Genomic DNA, 16661 nt, shown 5'->3' on the forward strand with positions numbered 1-16661 from the left:
CGCCGTTTGGGGGAAACAGAAAGATGCGGAAGTTTGGTTTTGGGCTCGTGCTGGCGACGCTCGGCGCGGGCGTCTCGTCGGGGGCGCTGGCGCAGGCGAGTGCGCAGCCGGAGGGCGACGGGTCGGCGTTCGAGGCGAACGAAGTCATCGTCACGGCACAGAAGCGGGCGCAGCGGATCGAGGACGTGCCCGTCACGGTGAGCGCGTTGTCGGGCCAGCACATGGCCGACATCGGCGTGTCCGAGCTGGACGAGGTGGCAGCGTTCATCCCGGGCCTTCAGGTGCAGGAGCAGAGCGCCAACAATCCCGGCTTCGTGATCCGCGGCATCACCTCGGACTCAGGCTCCGCACAACAGGGTGCGCGCGTCACGCTCTACTATAACGGCGTCGACATCAGCCGTTCGCGGGGCGCCTATCAGGACCTCTACGACCTGGCCCGCATCGAGGTGGTGAAGGGCCCGCAGGCGACGCTGTTCGGCACCGCGGCTGCGGTCGGCGCGATCAGCATCGTGCCCGCCGCACCCGAGCCGGGTTTCTCGGGCGAGCTCGCCGGCTCCTATGGCAATTTCGATCGTACCCAGGTTTCGGGCTTCGTGAACGCGGGGGACGAGGTGCTGGCGGGGCGGATCGCCTTCGCCTACAAATACCGCCGCGGCTACGTCCGCAACATCGCCGGCGATCCCGACGTTCCGAACCAGAACCAGGGCCGGGTCGACCAGGACGACCTCAATGGCCAGGACCAGCGCGGCATCCGCGGATCGCTCCGCTGGCAGCCGAGCGATGCGGTCACCGCGGACCTGGTCCTCACCTATGACGGGCAGCGCAACCCGGGCACCGCGTTCAAGTCGCGCGCGCATGCCCCCACCGGCGGGCAGACCGGCGACTATGGCTATGCCGAGCTGTCGGGCTCTCCCTATAGCGAGGAGGTGCTCGGCGCCCGCAAGCTCGGACTCGACCGCAACGTCTATGACGCCAATCTGACGGTGAACGTCGACCTGGCGGACGGTATCCGCTTCACGACCGTCAACGGCTTCCGCCATTTCGACGCGCTGGAGGTGTTCGACGCCGATGGCGGCCCGGCCTGGTACCTCGAGTTCGCCGAGGATGCGAAGGGGGAGCAGTGGAGCCATGAGGGCCGCTTCTCGTTCGAAGGTGCCGAGTATCGCGCGGCCTTCGGCTGGAACGCCTTTTTCGAAAACGGCTACCAGCGCGTGCCCTTCTCGACGGAGGAAGGGACCTATCTCGCCTGCTCGGTGGCGGCAGCCTATGCGCCGGTCCGCGCGCAGTTGCAGGCGATCGGTATCCCGACGGGAACGGGCTGCGTTCTGCCGAACGGTACCATCCCGGCGACGCAGGTGACGTCGATCGTCACCGGCGGGGCGCTTCGCGAGCTTCCCTACGCGTCGGAGTTCAGCAACTACGGCAACAACGACACTTATTCGGTGTTCGCCGACGCCACCTGGATCCCAACTCCGCGGCTTGAACTGACCGCGGGCGCCCGCGTGCTGATCGAGGACCGCAAGTCCGGCTACAGCTCGATCCAGCCCAACTCCGTGATCCTGGCCGCGCTCGGCATTCGTACCAGCCTGATCGGCACCGCGAACACCCAGGGCGCGAAGCTGACGGCGCAGCGCAGCTTCGCGGCGCTGCTTCCGCGGTTCAATGCGCTGTTCCGGCTGAACGACAGCCTCAACCTCTATGGCACCGTCAGCAAGGGCCGGCGCTCGCCCGTCGTGCAGCTGAGCGCTGCCAACAGCGCCGGTGGCGTGGTGCCGAACCTCCAGCTGGTGCCCGAGGAGACGGTCTGGAACTACGAAGGCGGCATCAAGGGCCGGGTCGGCCCGTTCACCGGCGCGGCGTCCGTCTTCTACCAGCGGTACAAGGGGTTCCAGGTCTCCGTCACCGGCGAGGACGGCGTCACCCGGACGCAAAGCGCTGGATCGGCCGACAATCTGGGCGTCGAGCTGGAAGCCAGCTTGGCGATCTCGCCCGTGCTGACCCTGTTCGGCAGCTTCTCCTACCTCGACGGCGGCATCGCCGATGATGCGGCGAACGGCGTCTATGCCGGCAACCGCTTCCGCCTGCAGCCCGACACGACTGCCTCGGGCGGTGCATCGCTGCGCGTGCCGGTCGGCAACTGGACGCTCTATGCGACCCCGACCGTCACCTACCGATCGAAGGTGTATTTCGAGGTCCCGAACAACGAAGCGATCAGCCAGGACGGCTATGCGCTGGTCAACCTGCGGGCCGGCATCGAAACTGCGGACGGCCGCTATCGCATCGGGGGCTTTGCGCGGAACCTGACGGACGAGCAATATCTGATCGACGCCGGCAACACCGGCGGCGGCTTCGGCATTCCAACCTACATCGCAGGCGAGCCACGCTTCTATGGCGTGGAACTGGGCGCCCGCTTCTGAACCCTGCCGCCGCCGCCCATCCCGGGCGGCGGCGCGCTAGAAGCGGTCGGTGATGCGGCCGTCGACCTGCCGGTCCTTCAGCCAGCGGGCGCCGGTGCTGCGGAAGCCGGTGACGTCGGTGAGCGCGAACGTTTCGCCTCGCGGCGCGCGCAAATTGGTGATGTCCGCATCGGCCACGTCCTCCAGCCAGATCGCCGGCCGCGGATCGGGCGCCGCGGTCGCGATCTCGACATGGTGCATTTCCAGGTTGCGCAGGTGGCGCGCGAACAGGCCGGTGGCGGGAAGGTCTCCGAACATGGTGGCCTCGGGATAGCCGAGCTCGTTTTCGGGCGGGCGCACCTGCGCCATTGCCGCCGGCGCGCCGCCGACATGGTGGAGGTAGACGTCGGAGAGGGACACGTCCTCGATCGGATGGCCGGCGAGCCCGGCGAAGACCGAGGGCAGGGGCGTCGCGTTGCTGCTGGTCACGTTCTGGATCATGATCCGCTTGAGCGTGCCGATTGGCCGGCCCGCGGGGCCGCGCATCCGCTTGCCCAGGCGCAGGAACAGGGGCGCGTCGACGATCCCGCGCATGGTGATGTTGCTGATCGCGAAATCCTCGATCACACCGCCGTCTACAGTCTCGATCGCGAGGCCGCGGCTGTCCTCGAACACGCAGTTGCTGATCGCGACGTTGCGGAAGCCGCCGTTGGTCTCGGTCCCGAACTTGATGCGGCCGTGGATCTGGGGGGCGAAGTCGGCCGGCATCTTGCGGAAGCTGCCGTCGATGACGGACCCCACCTGGTAGTTGCCGGTCACGAAGCAGTTGGCGATCGTCAGGTTCTCGGTGATGCGCGGCTCGCCCAGCGCATAGCTCGACTTGGGGCAGATGCCGTCGTCCCAGGGCGAGTTCACCGTGCAGTTGGTGACGCGCACGTTGCGGCAGCAGTCGATGTCGAAGCCGTCGCGGTTGGTATCCACGACGACATTGTCGATCGTCATGTTGTCGACGCCGGTCGCGAGCAGCGCGAACCAGCCGCCTTCGAGCACCTTAAAGTCGCGCAGCAGGACGTTGCGGCAGTTCTTCAGCGCAATGGCCTTGTTGCCGGTGCCCGGGCCCGAGGGGTCCTTGAGCCAATTGTCCTTGCCGTCGCCGCGGCCGAGCCCCTTGCCCCAGATGAGACCGGGGCCGAGGATCGCGATGTCGTGCAGCCCCTCGCCCCAGATCAGGCTGTTGCGCCAGTGGCTGTGGCCGAAATCCTGGAAGCCCACGGCGCGCGGGTCCTGCGGCTCGGCGACGTCATAGCCGGCAGTGGCGGTGGGGGCGGCGGCGAGGATCGTCGCGCCCTGGTCCAGGTACAGCGACACTCGGCTCTTCAGCCGGATGGTATGCGCGGCATAGGTGCCGGCGGGGAACACGACGGTGCCGCCGCCGCGGGCTGCGGCATGGTCGATCGCACGATTGATGGCGGAGGTGTCGAGCGCACGGCCGTCGCCCTTCGCCCCGAAGCGGCGCACGCTGACCCAGCCGTCGCCTGCCACCTGCCCGGCGGCCCATGCGGGGGACAGGAGCAGGCCACCGGCGGCAACGGCTCCGCCCAGCAGCGCGGCACGACGATCGATCAGCATCCTGTCTCTTTCTCCGCAGGTCGGGGGTGGGCTGGCCCACCCCGCCAGGTCAGAACTTCGCGGTCGCGCCGAGGAAGAACTCCGGCCCGAGCACGTCGTAGGTGGCCGAGAAGGTGTTGGCGCTCGGCCCCTGGGTGGTGATCGGGGGCTTGTTGTTGAGTACGTTGTTGACGCCGCCGAAGAACTCCACCTTATCGGTCACGCCCAGGCTGAACGAGACGTCGACATAGTTCTGCGCGGCGAGGCGCGGATAGGCGAAGTTGGTGATCGGCGGGGCGGTCTCCGCATTCTGGCGCAGCGGCACGATGTAGCGGTCGGTGGTGACCGGGCCGATGTAGCGATGGCGAACGCTCGCCGAGAAATCGCCGATGTTGAGCGTCGCCCGCGTGGTGCCGCGCCATTCCGGCAGCGGCTGCCCGCAGGTGGGACCATATGCGCCGACGCACTTGTTCTTGATGTCCGGGAAGGCTGCCACCGGCGTCGAGGTGAAGTCGAGCAGATAGGTGAAGGTGGAGCTGAGCTCGACCGAGGTATCGCCCGATCCGATGTCGAAGCGATAGCGGCCGGCGAAGTCGATGCCCTCGGTCTGGAGCGCGCCCGTATTCGCGTTCAGGATGCGGGCGACGTAGGGATCGTTGATCTCGCCCGTGCGGGGATCGCGGTTGAGTGCGCGACAATATTCGCTGTTTGCGTCCTGCAGCGTCAGATAGCAGAGGTTGAAGGTGTTCTGCAGCCCGCCGCCGAGTGCAGCGACCGCCCCCTTCAGGTCGATGTTGAAATAGTCGACGCTCAGGTACAGGCCGGGCGCGAAGCGCGGCGTGATGACGGCGCCTGCCGTGTAGGTGTTGGACTTTTCGGCATCGAGGTTGGGGTTGCCGCCGAAGTCCGCGGGGATGATCGCGTTCGGCTGCACCTCGGGCGAGAAGACGGCGGCCGCTGGCACGCCGGTCGCGATGCACACCGCGCGAACCGCGTCGGTCTGCTGCGACACCGGCGCGCGGCTCGAGCAGGGATCGGTCGCTGCGCCGACGACGCGATTGATGCCGCCGTAGAGCTCGCCCACGTTGGGTGCGCGGATCGCGCGCTGATACTGGCCGCGCAGGGTCAGGTCCCGGGATACGCGCCAGTCCAGGCCGGCCGAATAGGTCCACTGCCCGCCGACGCCCTTCAGGCTGTAGTCGGAGTAGCGGAACGCGCCGTTGAACGCGAGCTGCTCGATCAGCGGCGTGTTGTGGATCAGCGGGATGCGGACTTCGCCGAAAGCCTCCTTCACCGACACCGAGCCCTGGGTGGGGAGGCCCGGATTGAAGCCGGCGACGTCCCCGGACGCGAGGAAGGAGTCGGGCGAGAAGGTCGCGCTCACCTTGCGCCATTCGAAGCCGCCCGAGAAGCCCGCCCCGCCGGCAGGCAGGTTGACGAGGTTGCCGGTGAGGCTTGCTTGCGCGACCTGCTGGGTGGCGACGGTGGTGTTGGTCGCGTTGATGCGGATCGCGCTTGCGCATTCCGCGCTGACGTTCGCGCCGAAGATGTTGCACAAGGGAGCCGCGCCGCCTTCCGAAAGCAGCGACTCCTGAAGCCGGCTGCGCGACAGGGCGTTGCGCAGCTGCAGCGTGTTCTCGCTGCGCGAGTAGGTGTAGTAGGCGTCCCACTTCAGGTCCGTCAGGAAGTTCTCGGACGCGTTCCCGAGATCGCCGCGCAGGCCCCAGGCGCCGCGATAGACGTTGCGCCGCTCGGTCGCGGCCCGCGCGCCGACCTCGACGTAACGGCGGCCGGCAGTGACGAGCGCAAGGCCATCGCCCGGGTTGTTGATCCGGGTGGCGGTGCCGCTGGTGACGGTCGTGGGTCCGGTCTCGGCGAGGTCGAGCTGCCGGAAGACCTCCTGCAACGCGGGCGTGAGATAGGGGTTGTCGGCGTTGAACAGCGTCGGCGAGCCGACGTTGGTCGGCGCGAGCCGGGCATCCACCTCGTTGTGCGAGTAGTGGAGCTCCATGTAGCCGGTGATCGAGTCGGTGAAGTCATAGTGCGCGAAGCTGTTGATCATCCAGCGCTTCTGCGGCTGGATGAGGTAGTTGTCCGGACCGAGGTTGAAGTCGTCCTGCGGGGTAAGCGCCGGCCGGGCCGAGGAGCCTTCGTCGTTGAAGGTGAAGCCGCGGCCACCGAGGCCGCTCAGGCCGGCTGCGGCATAGGCGGCGTTCAGCGCGGCGTTGGTGCCACCGAAAGCCGGAATGCCGGAGAAGCGGCCGTTGGGGATGTCGCCCGATCCGCTGGCGACGAAGCCGAGCTCGCCGCCGCCGGCGACGCAGCCAAGTCCTCCGGCAGGCGTGAACGGCGTTCCCGGGCCGCTCGCGCTCCCCGATCCGGGCACGACGCACCGATCGGCGAGCGACAGATAGGCGAAGCTACCCCGCTGGCCGCGGGTGATGGAGCCGCGGTCGAGATAGTTCATCGAGATCACGGCGTTCCCGCGCCCTTCGGCGAAGTTGCCGCCGACCGTGAGATCATAATTATAGGTGGGCGTGCTCGTCGGCCCCGCCAGGTTGAGCTGCGCGCGCGCTTCCACGCCCTCGAAATCGGTGCGCATGATGAAGTTCACCACGCCCGTGATCGCGTCCGAGCCATAGACCGCGGACGAACCGCCAGTGACGATCTCGGTCCGGGCGATCAACGTCGAGGGGATGGTGTTGAGATCGACGACCTGTTCCGGCCCGAAGATCGCGAAGCGCCGGCCGTTCACCAGCACCAGGTTTCGGGTCGAGCCGAAGCCGCGAAGATTGACGTCGGCATAGCCACCGGGAACGGTGTTCGACGTGGCACCGCCCAGCTGCGAGGCGACCGTCTGCGGGATTTGCTGGAGGGTGCGTTCGATGTTGACGTTGCCCGAAAGCTTCACCTCCTGCGCGTCGACGACGTTGACGGGGGTCGGCGCGTCGAAGCCGGTGCGGGCGATGCGGGATCCGGTGACGACGACGTCGGCGCCGGGCTCACCCTCCCCATTGACCTGGCTGCCCGCCTGGCCGTTGGGATCGGCGACGGTGCTGGTCTGGGCAGTGCCGTTGGAGCCGATGGGGGCAGGCGCCGTCTGCTCCGTGGCCTGGACGGGCACCGCCTGAGCGAACGCCGGGCCGCCGGGCAACACTCCGGCCATCAGTACCGCTGAGCCGGCCAGCAGGTGCGCGCGAACTAGAGCCCGAGTGCCCATCAAACATCCTCCCTTTGCTGCCGACCCGTTGATCGGCCTGTCGCCCCGCGGCGCGACGGTGGGCCCGTCTGCTGCCAAGTCGTAAGCGATAGCGCTAACGTCTCGCGAGATATGTTGAAACGTAGTTCCACTTGTTGAACACGTCAATGCTATGTTCTACGTCTGGAAAGCGGCACCAAGTCGCCACGCGAACAACGCAGATGCAGCAACAAGAAGCGTGGTAACGCTCTCGCTGTTTGGGATGAGGAGGGGTTGATGGTTCAAGGCTTGGGACGGCGGAGGTCTGTACGCACCGGGGCGGCACTGCTTGCGTTGATCTTGTGCGGCGGTGCGCCATCAGTCTTTGCGGAGCAGCCGGCCACCGCACCCGCCACGTTCCGCAACCCGATCCTGTTCGCCGACTATTCCGATCCGGACATCATCCGGGTGGGCACCGCCTACTACATGGTGTCGTCGAGCTTCCACTTCTCGCCCGGCATCCCGATCCTGCGGTCCTATGACCTGGTGCACTGGACGATCATCGGCAGCGTGTTGCCGCGCCTGCCGTTCGCGCCCGAATATGACATGCCGGGACCGCACAGCCTCACCGACAAGATCTCAAAGCCGGTGGGGGGCACGCGCTACGCAGGCGGCGTGTGGGCGCCGTCGATCCGGCATCACAACGGCCGGTTCTACGTCTATTGGGCGACGATCGACGAAGGCGTGTTCATGGCGACCGCCGGCGACCCGGCTGGTCCGTGGAGCAAGCCGGTCAAGGTCATCGACGAGCGGATGCTGGAGGACCCGTGCCCCTTCTGGGACGAAGACGGCACCGCCTGGCTGGTCCATTCGCGGCATGGCGCCGGTCCGCTGATCCTCCACCGCATGAGCGCGGACGGGACTCGCGTGCTCGACAAGGGCGAGGTGATCGTCGAGGACAAGGCGAACCTGCCGATCCTGGAAGGGCCGAAGTTCTACAAGCGCAACGGCTGGTACTATATCTTTGCGCCCATCGGCGGGGTTGAGAAGGGACAGCAGGTCGCGCTGCGCGCCCGCAACATTCGCGGGCCCTATGAGTGGCGCGTGGTGCTGGAGCAGGGCTCGACCCCGCTGGAAGGACCACATCAGGGCGGCTGGATCGAGACGCCATCGGGCGAGGGATGGTTCGCCCATTTCAACAGCACCGGCGCGTTCGGCCGCATCGTCCACCTCCAGCCGGTGGGCTGGGTGGACGATTGGCCGGTGATGGGGCGGCCAATCGCGGGCAAGACCTCGGGCGAGCCGATCATGACGCCGCCCTGGCCCAAGACCGGCCATGCGCCCACGCGGGAACGGCTGCAGGACTCCGACGAGTTCAGCGCGCCGAGGCTTGGCCTGCAATGGGCGTGGAACCACAATCCGGATGACAAGCGCTGGAGCCTGTCGGCGCGTCCGGGCTGGCTGCGACTGGAGGCGGGGGAGGCGCAGCATCTGGTGACGGCGCGCAACACGCTGACCCAGGTGTTGCAGGGGCCGGAGAGCCGCATCACCGCGCGGATCGACCTGTCCCACATGGCGGATGGCCAGCGTGCCGGTCTCACCCTGTTCGGCGTGCGTCCGAGCTGGATCGGTGCGGTGCGCGAGCGGGGTGAAACCCACCTGACCCTGGCCCGCGAAGGCGAGGAACAGGCCGGGCCGCGGCTGAGCGCCGACACCATCGAGCTGCGGGCGGAGGTCGGCAGCGACCAGACCGTGCGCTACAGCTACAGCCTCGGCACGGACGGCTTCACGCCGGTCGGCGAGGCCATTCCGCTCGCCCGCTTCTCCTGGTGGAAGGGATCGCGCCCGGCGCTGTTCACCTTCAACCAGCGGGGCCCGAGCGGCCACATCGACGTCGACTGGTTCCGAGTCGACCATCCGGAGCTCAACCCATGAGGTCGTCCTTGGATCGCAGATCGTTCCTTGCGGGCAGCGCCGCTGCCACGCTGGCTATGCCCGCCTTTGCCCGTGCCCAGCAGGGCGGGGCAGCAGGCGTGCCGCGCTTCTCGACCACGAACACGCGCTGGCAGGCCGCCTATGACGCCGCGCTCGACGTGCTCGCCGGCAACGTGAAGGTCATGCCGTACGTCAGCAAGCCGGTGCTGATCGAGGGATCGGTCTACCAGGGCATCTGGCAGGAGTGCGGCCCCCACGAGGCGCTGCTGTACCGCAAGTTCCGCCCCGACGTTGCGCGCAACAGCCACCTGACCTTCTTCGAACTGCAGCGCGCCGACGGTCAGCTGCCGGCGAACAACAAGGTCGTCGAGACCGGCTTCGGCCAGATCCAGATGGTGGTGCCGATCGCCGCCACCGCCTGGGACCTGGCGCGGGCGACTGGGGACGGCGAGCTGCTGGAGGCGGCCTATCGGGCGTGCGGCGCGTGGGACGGCTGGCTGATGCGCCATCGCAACACGCGCGGCACCGGGCTGGTCGAGGGCTTCTGCACCTATGACACCGGCCACGACAATTCGCCGCGTTGGAAGGGCATGCCGAACCAGTGCCCGAACAAGGACGCGCGCACCCACCATCCGATCGCCTCCCTGCCGCGGCTGTGTCCGGACCTGTCCGCGACGGTGTACGGCGGCCGCCGGGCGCTGGCGGCGATGGCCGAGGCGCTTGGCAAGCGCGACGAGGCCGCACGCTGGGCCGAGCAGGCGGAAGCCATCCGGCGGCGGATCCTGGACACGCTCTATGTCGCCGAGGATGCCGCCTTCTACGACCTGAATGCGCAGAATCAGTTCGTGCGCGTGCGCTCCGACATTCTCAGCCGCGTCTGCGGGGAGCATGTCGTCGACCAGAAGACCTTCGACACCCTGTGGGCCCGGCAGCTGGGCAACCGGCAGGCGTTCTGGACGCGCTACCCGATGGCGTCGATCGCGATGGACGATCCGACGTTCGTGCGCCCGATCCCGGCGAACAGCTGGGGCGGCGCGTCGCAGGCGCTCACCGCCATGCGCGCACCGCGCTGGATCGAGCATTATGGCCGCACGGCCGAGTTCACCGAGATGATGAACGCCTGGTGCGAGGCCATCCAGGCGGACCCGAGCTTCCGCCAGCAGATCGATCCGGAAACCGGCGCCTTCACCCATGGCGAGGACCAGCCACGCTATTCACCCTGCGCATTGGTGATGGTGGACTATAGCTGGCGCCTGGTGGGCGTTGTGGAGGAGCCCGACGCGCTCCACTGGAACGTGCGCCCCGGGCACCCCGCCGCGGTCGGAACGCAGCTGTCCCTGCCGACGGACGCCGGTCGGACGGCGGCGATGGCCTATGACGGCAGGGGGGCGAGCCTCACCCTGTCGGGCAAGCTGCTCGGCCGGATCGAGGGCGGTGCCGTGCGGCTGATCACCGCTACGGACGGCACCCCGCGCGCGCTGCTCGGGATTGAGCCCAAGCCGCAGCGGGTCACGCTCCGCCTCGCCGGGCGACTGCCCCGCACGCTGACAGTCCACCCCAATCGCCGCATCCCCCTCGACCAGGGCTGAGCCCCGGAAACCGGAGAAAGCCCATGTTCGATCGCCGCCAATTTCTTGCCGGAGCCGCAGGGGCCGCCGGCGCGCTCGTGCTGCCACTCCAAGCCGCGCCCCGCGGTGACGGTCTGGGCGCAATCGCCGCCGCCAGCGGCATCCGGTTCGGCAGCACGATCGGCAAGGGCAATTTCGCCGACGCCGCCTATCGCGCGCTCAATGCCCGCGAGTGTGCGCTGATCGTGCCGGAGAACGAGCTCAAGTGGAGCATCACCCGGCCCAACGCCACGACGTTCGACTTCGGCCCTGCGGACGCGCTGATCGGCTGGGCAACCAGCAACGGCCTGGGCGTACGCGGGCATACGCTGCTGTGGCATTCGGAGCGCTGGACGCCGAAATGGGTCACCGAACACGACTTCGGTGCGCAGCCCGCACGCGCGGCCGAGCGGCTGCTCCAGGAGCATGTGACCAGGGTGGCCGGGCGCTATGCCCGCGTCATCGACAGCTTCGACGTTGTCAACGAGGCGATCGACTCCGACACCGGCATGCTGCGCGAGACGGCGTTGTCGAAGGCCATGGGCGGCGCACAGCAGACGCTGGATCTCGCCTTTCACAGCGCGCGGGCGGCGGCGCCCTCGGCTGAGCTGGTCTACAACGACTATATGGGCTGGCGCAGCGACGAGGCAGTGCATCGAAACGCGGTGCTGAAGCTGCTGGAGGGCTTCCGCAAGCGCAACGTGCCGGTGGACGCGCTCGGGGTGCAGAGCCACCTGGGCAGCAAATATTCGGACTCGCCGACCGGCCTCGGCGCGCTGGACGAGACGGCGTGGCGCAAGTTCCTCGACGAGGTCACGGCCATGGGCTTCCGGCTGCTGATCACGGAGATGGACGTGCACGACAACCCGCTTCCCAGCGATATCGCCAAGCGGGATGCCGAGGTCGCGGCACATACGCGCGCGTACCTGGACCTCATGCTCTCCTATCCGCAGTGCCGCACGGTCATGTGCTGGGGGCTGTCGGACCGATACAGCTGGCTCAACGACTTTCGTCCGCGACCCGATGCGCTGCCCAAGCGCCCGCTGCCGTTCGACGCCGAGTTTCGCCCCAAGCCGATGCGCGATGCCCTGGCGGCGGCGTTCGAGGCGCATCCTCGCAAGCGCTAGTCGCCGAAGCGCCACCGCAGGTTCAGGCCGACGTTGCGCGGCTGCGCTACGCCCCACACCGTAGCGGGGGTCAGGTCGCCACCGTTCTCCGCGCCGTGATAGTAGAGCGCGTCGAACAGGTTCTCGACATAGGCGACGGCTTCCCACCCGGCGTCCGAGCGATAGCCGAGGCGTAGGTTCACCGCGGTATAGCCGTGGCGGCGGGTGATGCCGCGCCAGTCGAAGCTTTGGCGCCCGCGCCCTTCGTAGACCCACTCGCCCGCGAGATAGGCTTCACCGGAGGCGAGGGGATAATGGAAGGTGCCGACACCGCTCGACGCCCAGCTGGGGTTCGGAAGGCCGCCGCAGTCGCGCAGCGTGCAATCGCGGTCGCCGCGCTTCTGCGTATGCGTATAGGTGAGCGTCCCCGTCAGATCGAAGAAGCGGCTGGGGCGAAGGGTCGTCGCGAACTCGGCACCATATCCCTGCACCCGCCCGACGTTCAGGACCCGCTGCGTGCGCGTTTCGGTGTCGAAAAAGACGCTCTGCAGATTGCGGTAGTTGTAGAGGAAGCCGGTGAGGTCGAACCGCAGCCGCCCGCCGAGAAGGTCGCCCTTCACCCCCAGCTCCTCGCTCCAGATCGTCTCGGGCGCAAAGGCGTCGGGCTTGGTGCTGTCGGGGACGAGGCTGTAGTCCTCGATCGGTCCGGGCGCTGCCACCGTGAAGGAGCCGAACCCGCCCGATTTATAGCCCCGCGTGATGCTCGCGTAGACGTTCAGCCGGGGCTGGATCTCATAGCGCACGTAGAGCCGCGGCGTCGTACCCTGCCAGGACCTGCCATCGGTCACGAAGCCGTTGGTGTAATAGGCGAACGTCCAGATGTTGCCGAGCGTGGTGTCGCTCGGGAGGATGTTCAGCCCGAACTTCTTGTGGTCCCAGGTGTAGCGCAGTCCCAGGCCGACGTTCAGCTTGGGGAGGACGCGATAGTTGAGGTCGCCATAGGCGGAGAGGCCGGTGTTCACCGTCCGCGCCTCGTTCACGTCGACCAGGATACCGTCCGGCGCGGCAACATAGGGCGTGCCATAGAGGTCCTGGGTCAGTTCCTCGCAACTGGAGTAGCCGTAGCCGGCCAGGCAGACGGCCGTCTCGTCCGCCTGCTCGGTGAAGCGGGCCCGCACCGTCTCGCGATAGCCGGACAGCCCGGCCGACCAGGTGAACCGACCCGTGCCCGGAGAAACGAGGCGGACCTCCTGGCTTGCATAGGTGCCGCGCTGGCGCTGGCTGTAGTTGCCGATGCGAAGCGGCGTCCCGTCATAATCCTCGGAATAGAAGAAGCGGTGGCGGCGATAGGCGGTGATGGAACTCAGCGTGGCGAAGTCCAGATCCAGGTCGGCCTGAAGCGTGCCTCCGTAGATCTCACCGTCGTCGCGGGGGTCCGTTAGCTCCGTATCCACATCGCGAGGACCACCGCCGACCACGAGATCGATGCCAAGCGCGTCGTCGATCGCGTCCAGCACCTCGCGATCGTCGTTGGAAGCGCGATAGGGCGTGCCATCCAGCCGCCGCCGCTCATACTCGCCCATGGCGATCACGCGCAGCGGACCCACCGTATAGAGCAGCGAGGCGCGCGCCGCAGTGCGGTTCTCACCCATCAGCCGATCGTCGCGACCGGGCGTGAACACATTGTCCACCCACCCGTCGGAGGCAGTGTGATATCCGGCGACGCGCAGCGCCCAATGCTCGGTCAGCGGCAGGTTGACCGCAGCCTCCGCCTCCACGCGATCCACCTCGCCATAGCCGAGATAGACGTGCCCCCGGACTCGCTCCGTGTCGGGCTTGTTGGTGACGATGTTGATCGCGCCGGAAATGGCGTTGCGCCCGAACAGGAAGCCCTGCGGCCCGCGCAGGGCCTCCGCGCGCTCGATGTCGAACAAGGAGGTGACCGCGCTTCCGGTCCGCCCCTGATAGACGCCGTCCTTGAAGATGCCGATCGAGGGATCGCCGCCGATCCCATAGTCGTTCGAGACGATGCCGCGAATCGCCAGCGTATCGATGAAGCTGTCTTCGGAGTTGCCGGAGAAGCCGGGGGTGTAGGTCACCACGTCCTTGATGTCGCTGAGCTTGCGCTGGACGATCGCCTGTTCGTCGAGCGCGGTGATCGCGACGGGCGTGTTCTGGATACGCTCCGGACGGCGCTGCGCGGTGACGATGACTTCGTGCGCCTCCGCCTGCGGTTCGGCCGCAGGGCCGGGCTCCTGCACGGGAGCGGCCGCTGCAGGCGTTGCCAAGAGAATGAAGGCCGGGGCGGCGCAGGACATGAGGCGCGCACGGCAAGAGATCGGGATCATGCCCGCGGCTATCCAGCAGATTGATGATTTCGACGTTAACGGAAGATGGGCCGCGGGTCTTCGAATTGCGGCGCTACGACCCGCACAGGGAGAAAGTGCCGGGTAGCGCAACTCCTTAGGACACCGGAGATTTTTTCTTGAGGAGTCGGGGGTGGCAAGGCTTGGCGGCAAGACCTCCTTAACTGCCACTCCCTACCCCTTGAACCATGGAGCCGGCACAGAACTCAGCCGGGCGCGCGGGCCGCAGGCGGTTCCTCGCCCAAGTGGTTGCACCTGCCCTCGCCACGGTCGCGGCGATGGCGGTGCTGATCGCCGCGCTGGTCCTGTTCTCCGCGCGTCAGGCCGACCGGCTCGCCTTCCAGCGCGAACATGGCGTGATCTCGACCGTGCTTGCGCAGAGCATCGCGCGGATCGCGCACGACCAGGAGGGCGTCACCGTCTGGGACGACGCGGTCCGGCACGTGCGGGCCTTTCGTCAGGACCCGGTGTGGCTAGATACCAACCTCGGCGTGTGGATGCGCACCTATTACGGGCATGACGAAGCCTTCGTCCTGAACCCCAAGGACGAGCCACTCTATGCGATGCGCGCCGGGCGCCGCCTTTCTGCCTCCGCCTACCATCAAGACATCGCGCGCATCGCCGCTCCGCTCGTCGCGGAGCTGCGCCGCAAGCTGCGCCAGCCCTCCCCGGAAGATGTGGGGCCGTCGGCGCTGACGCCGGGAACGATCGACCTCGCCATCGTCAGCGGCCATCCTGCCATCGTCAGCGTAAAGCCGATCACCTCGGACACCGGCACCATTCCCCAGGCTGCCGGTACCGAGTTCCTGCACATCGCGGTGCGGTATCTCGACACGGGGTTCACGCGGGAGCTTTCCGAGCGGTACCGGGTGCAGGGCGCGGACTTTGCGCAGCGGCCGCTCGCCGCCCAGGCAGAGGGGGCGGTGCCGCTGCGCTCCTCCGCGAACCAGTTGCTCGGCTACGTCGTCTGGCAACCGTTCCAGCCGGGTTCGCTGCTGGTGGAGCGCGTGGCCCCCGTGATGGGCGCATCGCTTCTCCTCATCTTCGCGATCGTGACCATTTTGCTGCGCCATGTGCGACAGGGCACGCTGCGGCTGGAGGCGAGCGAGGCGCAGGCGCAGCATCTCGCCTTCCACGATTCGCTGACGGGGCTCGCGAACCGCGCGCTGTTCGACGATCGCCTCGCGCATCAGCTCGCCCACGCGCGCGCCGCATCCACCTCGCTCGCGCTTCTGTACCTCGACCTGGACGGGTTCAAGAACGTCAACGACACCCTCGGCCACCCTGCCGGCGACGAACTCATTCGGCAGGTGGGGACTCGGCTGGCCGCGCTGGTCCGCTCGACGGACCTGGTCGCGCGCGTGGGCGGCGACGAATTCGCGATCATCCAGTGCGACATCGAAGGCCCGGCCGGGGCCGAGATCCTGTGCATGCGGATCGTCGAGGAGATCAGCCGCCCGATCGACATCGCCGGCACCCAGGCGCGGGTCGGCGTCAGCATCGGCATCGCCATGGGGCCCGCCGACGCGGGCGAGCGGACCGAACTCGCGCGCAAGGCGGACATCGCGCTCTACGAGGCGAAAAGCGCGGGCAAGGGACGCTACACCTTTTTCGCCGAAGGGATGGACGCCAGCCTGCGGCGGCGGAAGGAGATCGAGACGGGACTCCGCACCGCTTTGGAGACCGGCACCGGTCTGGAGGTCTATTACCAGCCGCTCTATTCGGCACAGAGCGGGGTCATCACCGGCGCGGAGGCGCTCGTTCGGTGGCGGCATCCGGAAAAGGGCGTCATCTCGCCGACCATCTTCGTGCCGATCGCCGAGGAGGCCGGGCTCATCGAGCAACTCGGGGAATGGGTGCTCGAGCAGGCCTGTCGCGCAGCGGTGAACTGGCCGATCGGCACGATTTCGGTGAATGTTTCGGCGGTTCAACTGCGCAACGCGCACTTCGCCGAGCGGGTGCTGGAGATCCTGAGGCGAACGGGCCTGGACCCCGCCCGGCTGGAAGTGGAGATCACCGAGACCAGCTTCATCGAGAATGCAGCCACCTGCCAACCCAATCTCACGGCGCTGCGCGCACGCGGGGTGAAGGTCGCACTAGACGATTTCGGGACCGGCTATTCCTCCTTCACCCATCTGCGCAACTTCGACGTCGATCGCATCAAGATCGACCGGTCGTTCGTGAGCGGCATCGGCAGCACGGAGGACGGCAGTCCGATCATCCAGGCGATCATCGATCTGGCTAAGGCGAGCGGCCTGAAGGTGACGGCGGAAGGCGTGGAGACTGCCGAGCAGCGCTTCTTCCTGTCCGAGATCGGCTGCAATTCGCTCCAGGGCTACCTGCTCAGCCGGCCGATGCCCGCGACGGCCATGGACGCCGTGTTCCGCGTCGGCGGGCACTCGTCCGCGCTCGCCGACGCCAACTGAGCGGAGCTGGCTCCCAGAGCCCTGCTCGTTCCCTGGATC

8 protein-coding genes are annotated in these 16661 nt (G+C 67.7%); 5 read left to right on the forward strand and 3 right to left on the reverse strand.

The window, feature by feature from the left end; translation table 11 throughout:
* Positions 1-23 precede the first annotated feature (23 nt).
* Complete coding sequence (locus ABDZ92_RS11490) at positions 24-2417, forward strand: TonB-dependent receptor (protein WP_125959372.1); 2394 nt, start codon at positions 24-26, stop codon at positions 2415-2417.
* Between the two features lie 36 nt (positions 2418-2453).
* Here ABDZ92_RS11490 and ABDZ92_RS11495 read toward each other — a convergent pair whose 3' ends face one another.
* Entirely contained in the window at positions 2454-4025 is a 1572-nt protein-coding gene (locus ABDZ92_RS11495) for a rhamnogalacturonidase (protein WP_125959371.1), read from the reverse strand.
* A gap of 49 nt (positions 4026-4074) precedes the next feature.
* Positions 4075-7170: a TonB-dependent receptor domain-containing protein gene (locus tag ABDZ92_RS11500; protein WP_125959370.1), complete on the reverse strand. Its 3096-nt coding sequence runs from the start codon at positions 7168-7170 to the stop codon at positions 4075-4077.
* 309 nt (positions 7171-7479) lie between these two features.
* Here ABDZ92_RS11500 and ABDZ92_RS11505 point away from each other — a divergent pair, with 309 nt between their 5' ends.
* From ABDZ92_RS11505 to ABDZ92_RS11515, 3 genes are read left to right on the forward strand one after another with little or no spacing between them, the layout of a single operon-like run.
* Entirely contained in the window at positions 7480-9117 is a 1638-nt protein-coding gene (locus tag ABDZ92_RS11505) for a glycoside hydrolase family 43 protein (RefSeq protein ID WP_125959369.1), read from the forward strand.
* Positions 9118-9125: 8 nt separating this feature from the next.
* Positions 9126-10706 carry an MGH1-like glycoside hydrolase domain-containing protein gene (locus ABDZ92_RS11510; RefSeq protein ID WP_343762908.1) on the forward strand — a complete coding sequence of 527 codons (1581 nt, stop codon included), beginning with the start codon at positions 9126-9128 and terminating at the stop codon, positions 10704-10706.
* Between the two features lie 23 nt (positions 10707-10729).
* Positions 10730-11851 (forward strand): endo-1,4-beta-xylanase, encoded by a 1122-nt coding sequence (locus ABDZ92_RS11515; protein ID WP_125959367.1) that lies wholly within the window; start codon positions 10730-10732, stop codon positions 11849-11851.
* Here ABDZ92_RS11515 and ABDZ92_RS11520 read toward each other — a convergent pair.
* Positions 11848-14178 carry a TonB-dependent receptor gene (locus tag ABDZ92_RS11520; RefSeq protein WP_125959366.1) on the reverse strand — a complete coding sequence of 777 codons (2331 nt, stop codon included), beginning with the start codon at positions 14176-14178 and terminating at the stop codon, positions 11848-11850. The two genes, ABDZ92_RS11515 and ABDZ92_RS11520, sit on opposite strands and share 4 nt — an antisense overlap.
* Positions 14179-14441: 263 nt before the next feature.
* Here ABDZ92_RS11520 and ABDZ92_RS11525 point away from each other — a divergent pair, with 263 nt between their 5' ends.
* Positions 14442-16622, forward strand: coding sequence for a putative bifunctional diguanylate cyclase/phosphodiesterase (locus ABDZ92_RS11525; protein WP_241211723.1), 2181 nt, complete (start codon positions 14442-14444; stop codon positions 16620-16622).
* Positions 16623-16661: the final 39 nt, after the last annotated feature.

Origin of the sequence: Sphingomonas molluscorum (genome assembly GCF_039522995.1) — a bacterium.
GTDB classification, from domain to species: Bacteria; Pseudomonadota; Alphaproteobacteria; order Sphingomonadales; family Sphingomonadaceae; genus Sphingomonas; species Sphingomonas molluscorum.

Excerpts from the sequence above, each read along its gene's own strand:
- ABDZ92_RS11500 (WP_125959370.1), bottom strand. The coding sequence starts at position 7,170 with ATGGCCGGAGTGTTGCCCGGCGGCCCGGCGTTCGCTCAGGCGGTGCCC.
- ABDZ92_RS11490 (WP_125959372.1), top strand. The coding sequence starts at position 24 with ATGCGGAAGTTTGGTTTTGGGCTCGTGCTGGCGACGCTCGGCGCGGGC.
- ABDZ92_RS11505 (WP_125959369.1), top strand. The coding sequence starts at position 7,480 with ATGGTTCAAGGCTTGGGACGGCGGAGGTCTGTACGCACCGGGGCGGCA.
- ABDZ92_RS11495 (WP_125959371.1), bottom strand. The coding sequence starts at position 4,025 with ATGCTGATCGATCGTCGTGCCGCGCTGCTGGGCGGAGCCGTTGCCGCC.
- ABDZ92_RS11515 (WP_125959367.1), top strand. The coding sequence starts at position 10,730 with ATGTTCGATCGCCGCCAATTTCTTGCCGGAGCCGCAGGGGCCGCCGGC.
- ABDZ92_RS11520 (WP_125959366.1), bottom strand. The coding sequence starts at position 14,178 with ATGATCCCGATCTCTTGCCGTGCGCGCCTCATGTCCTGCGCCGCCCCG.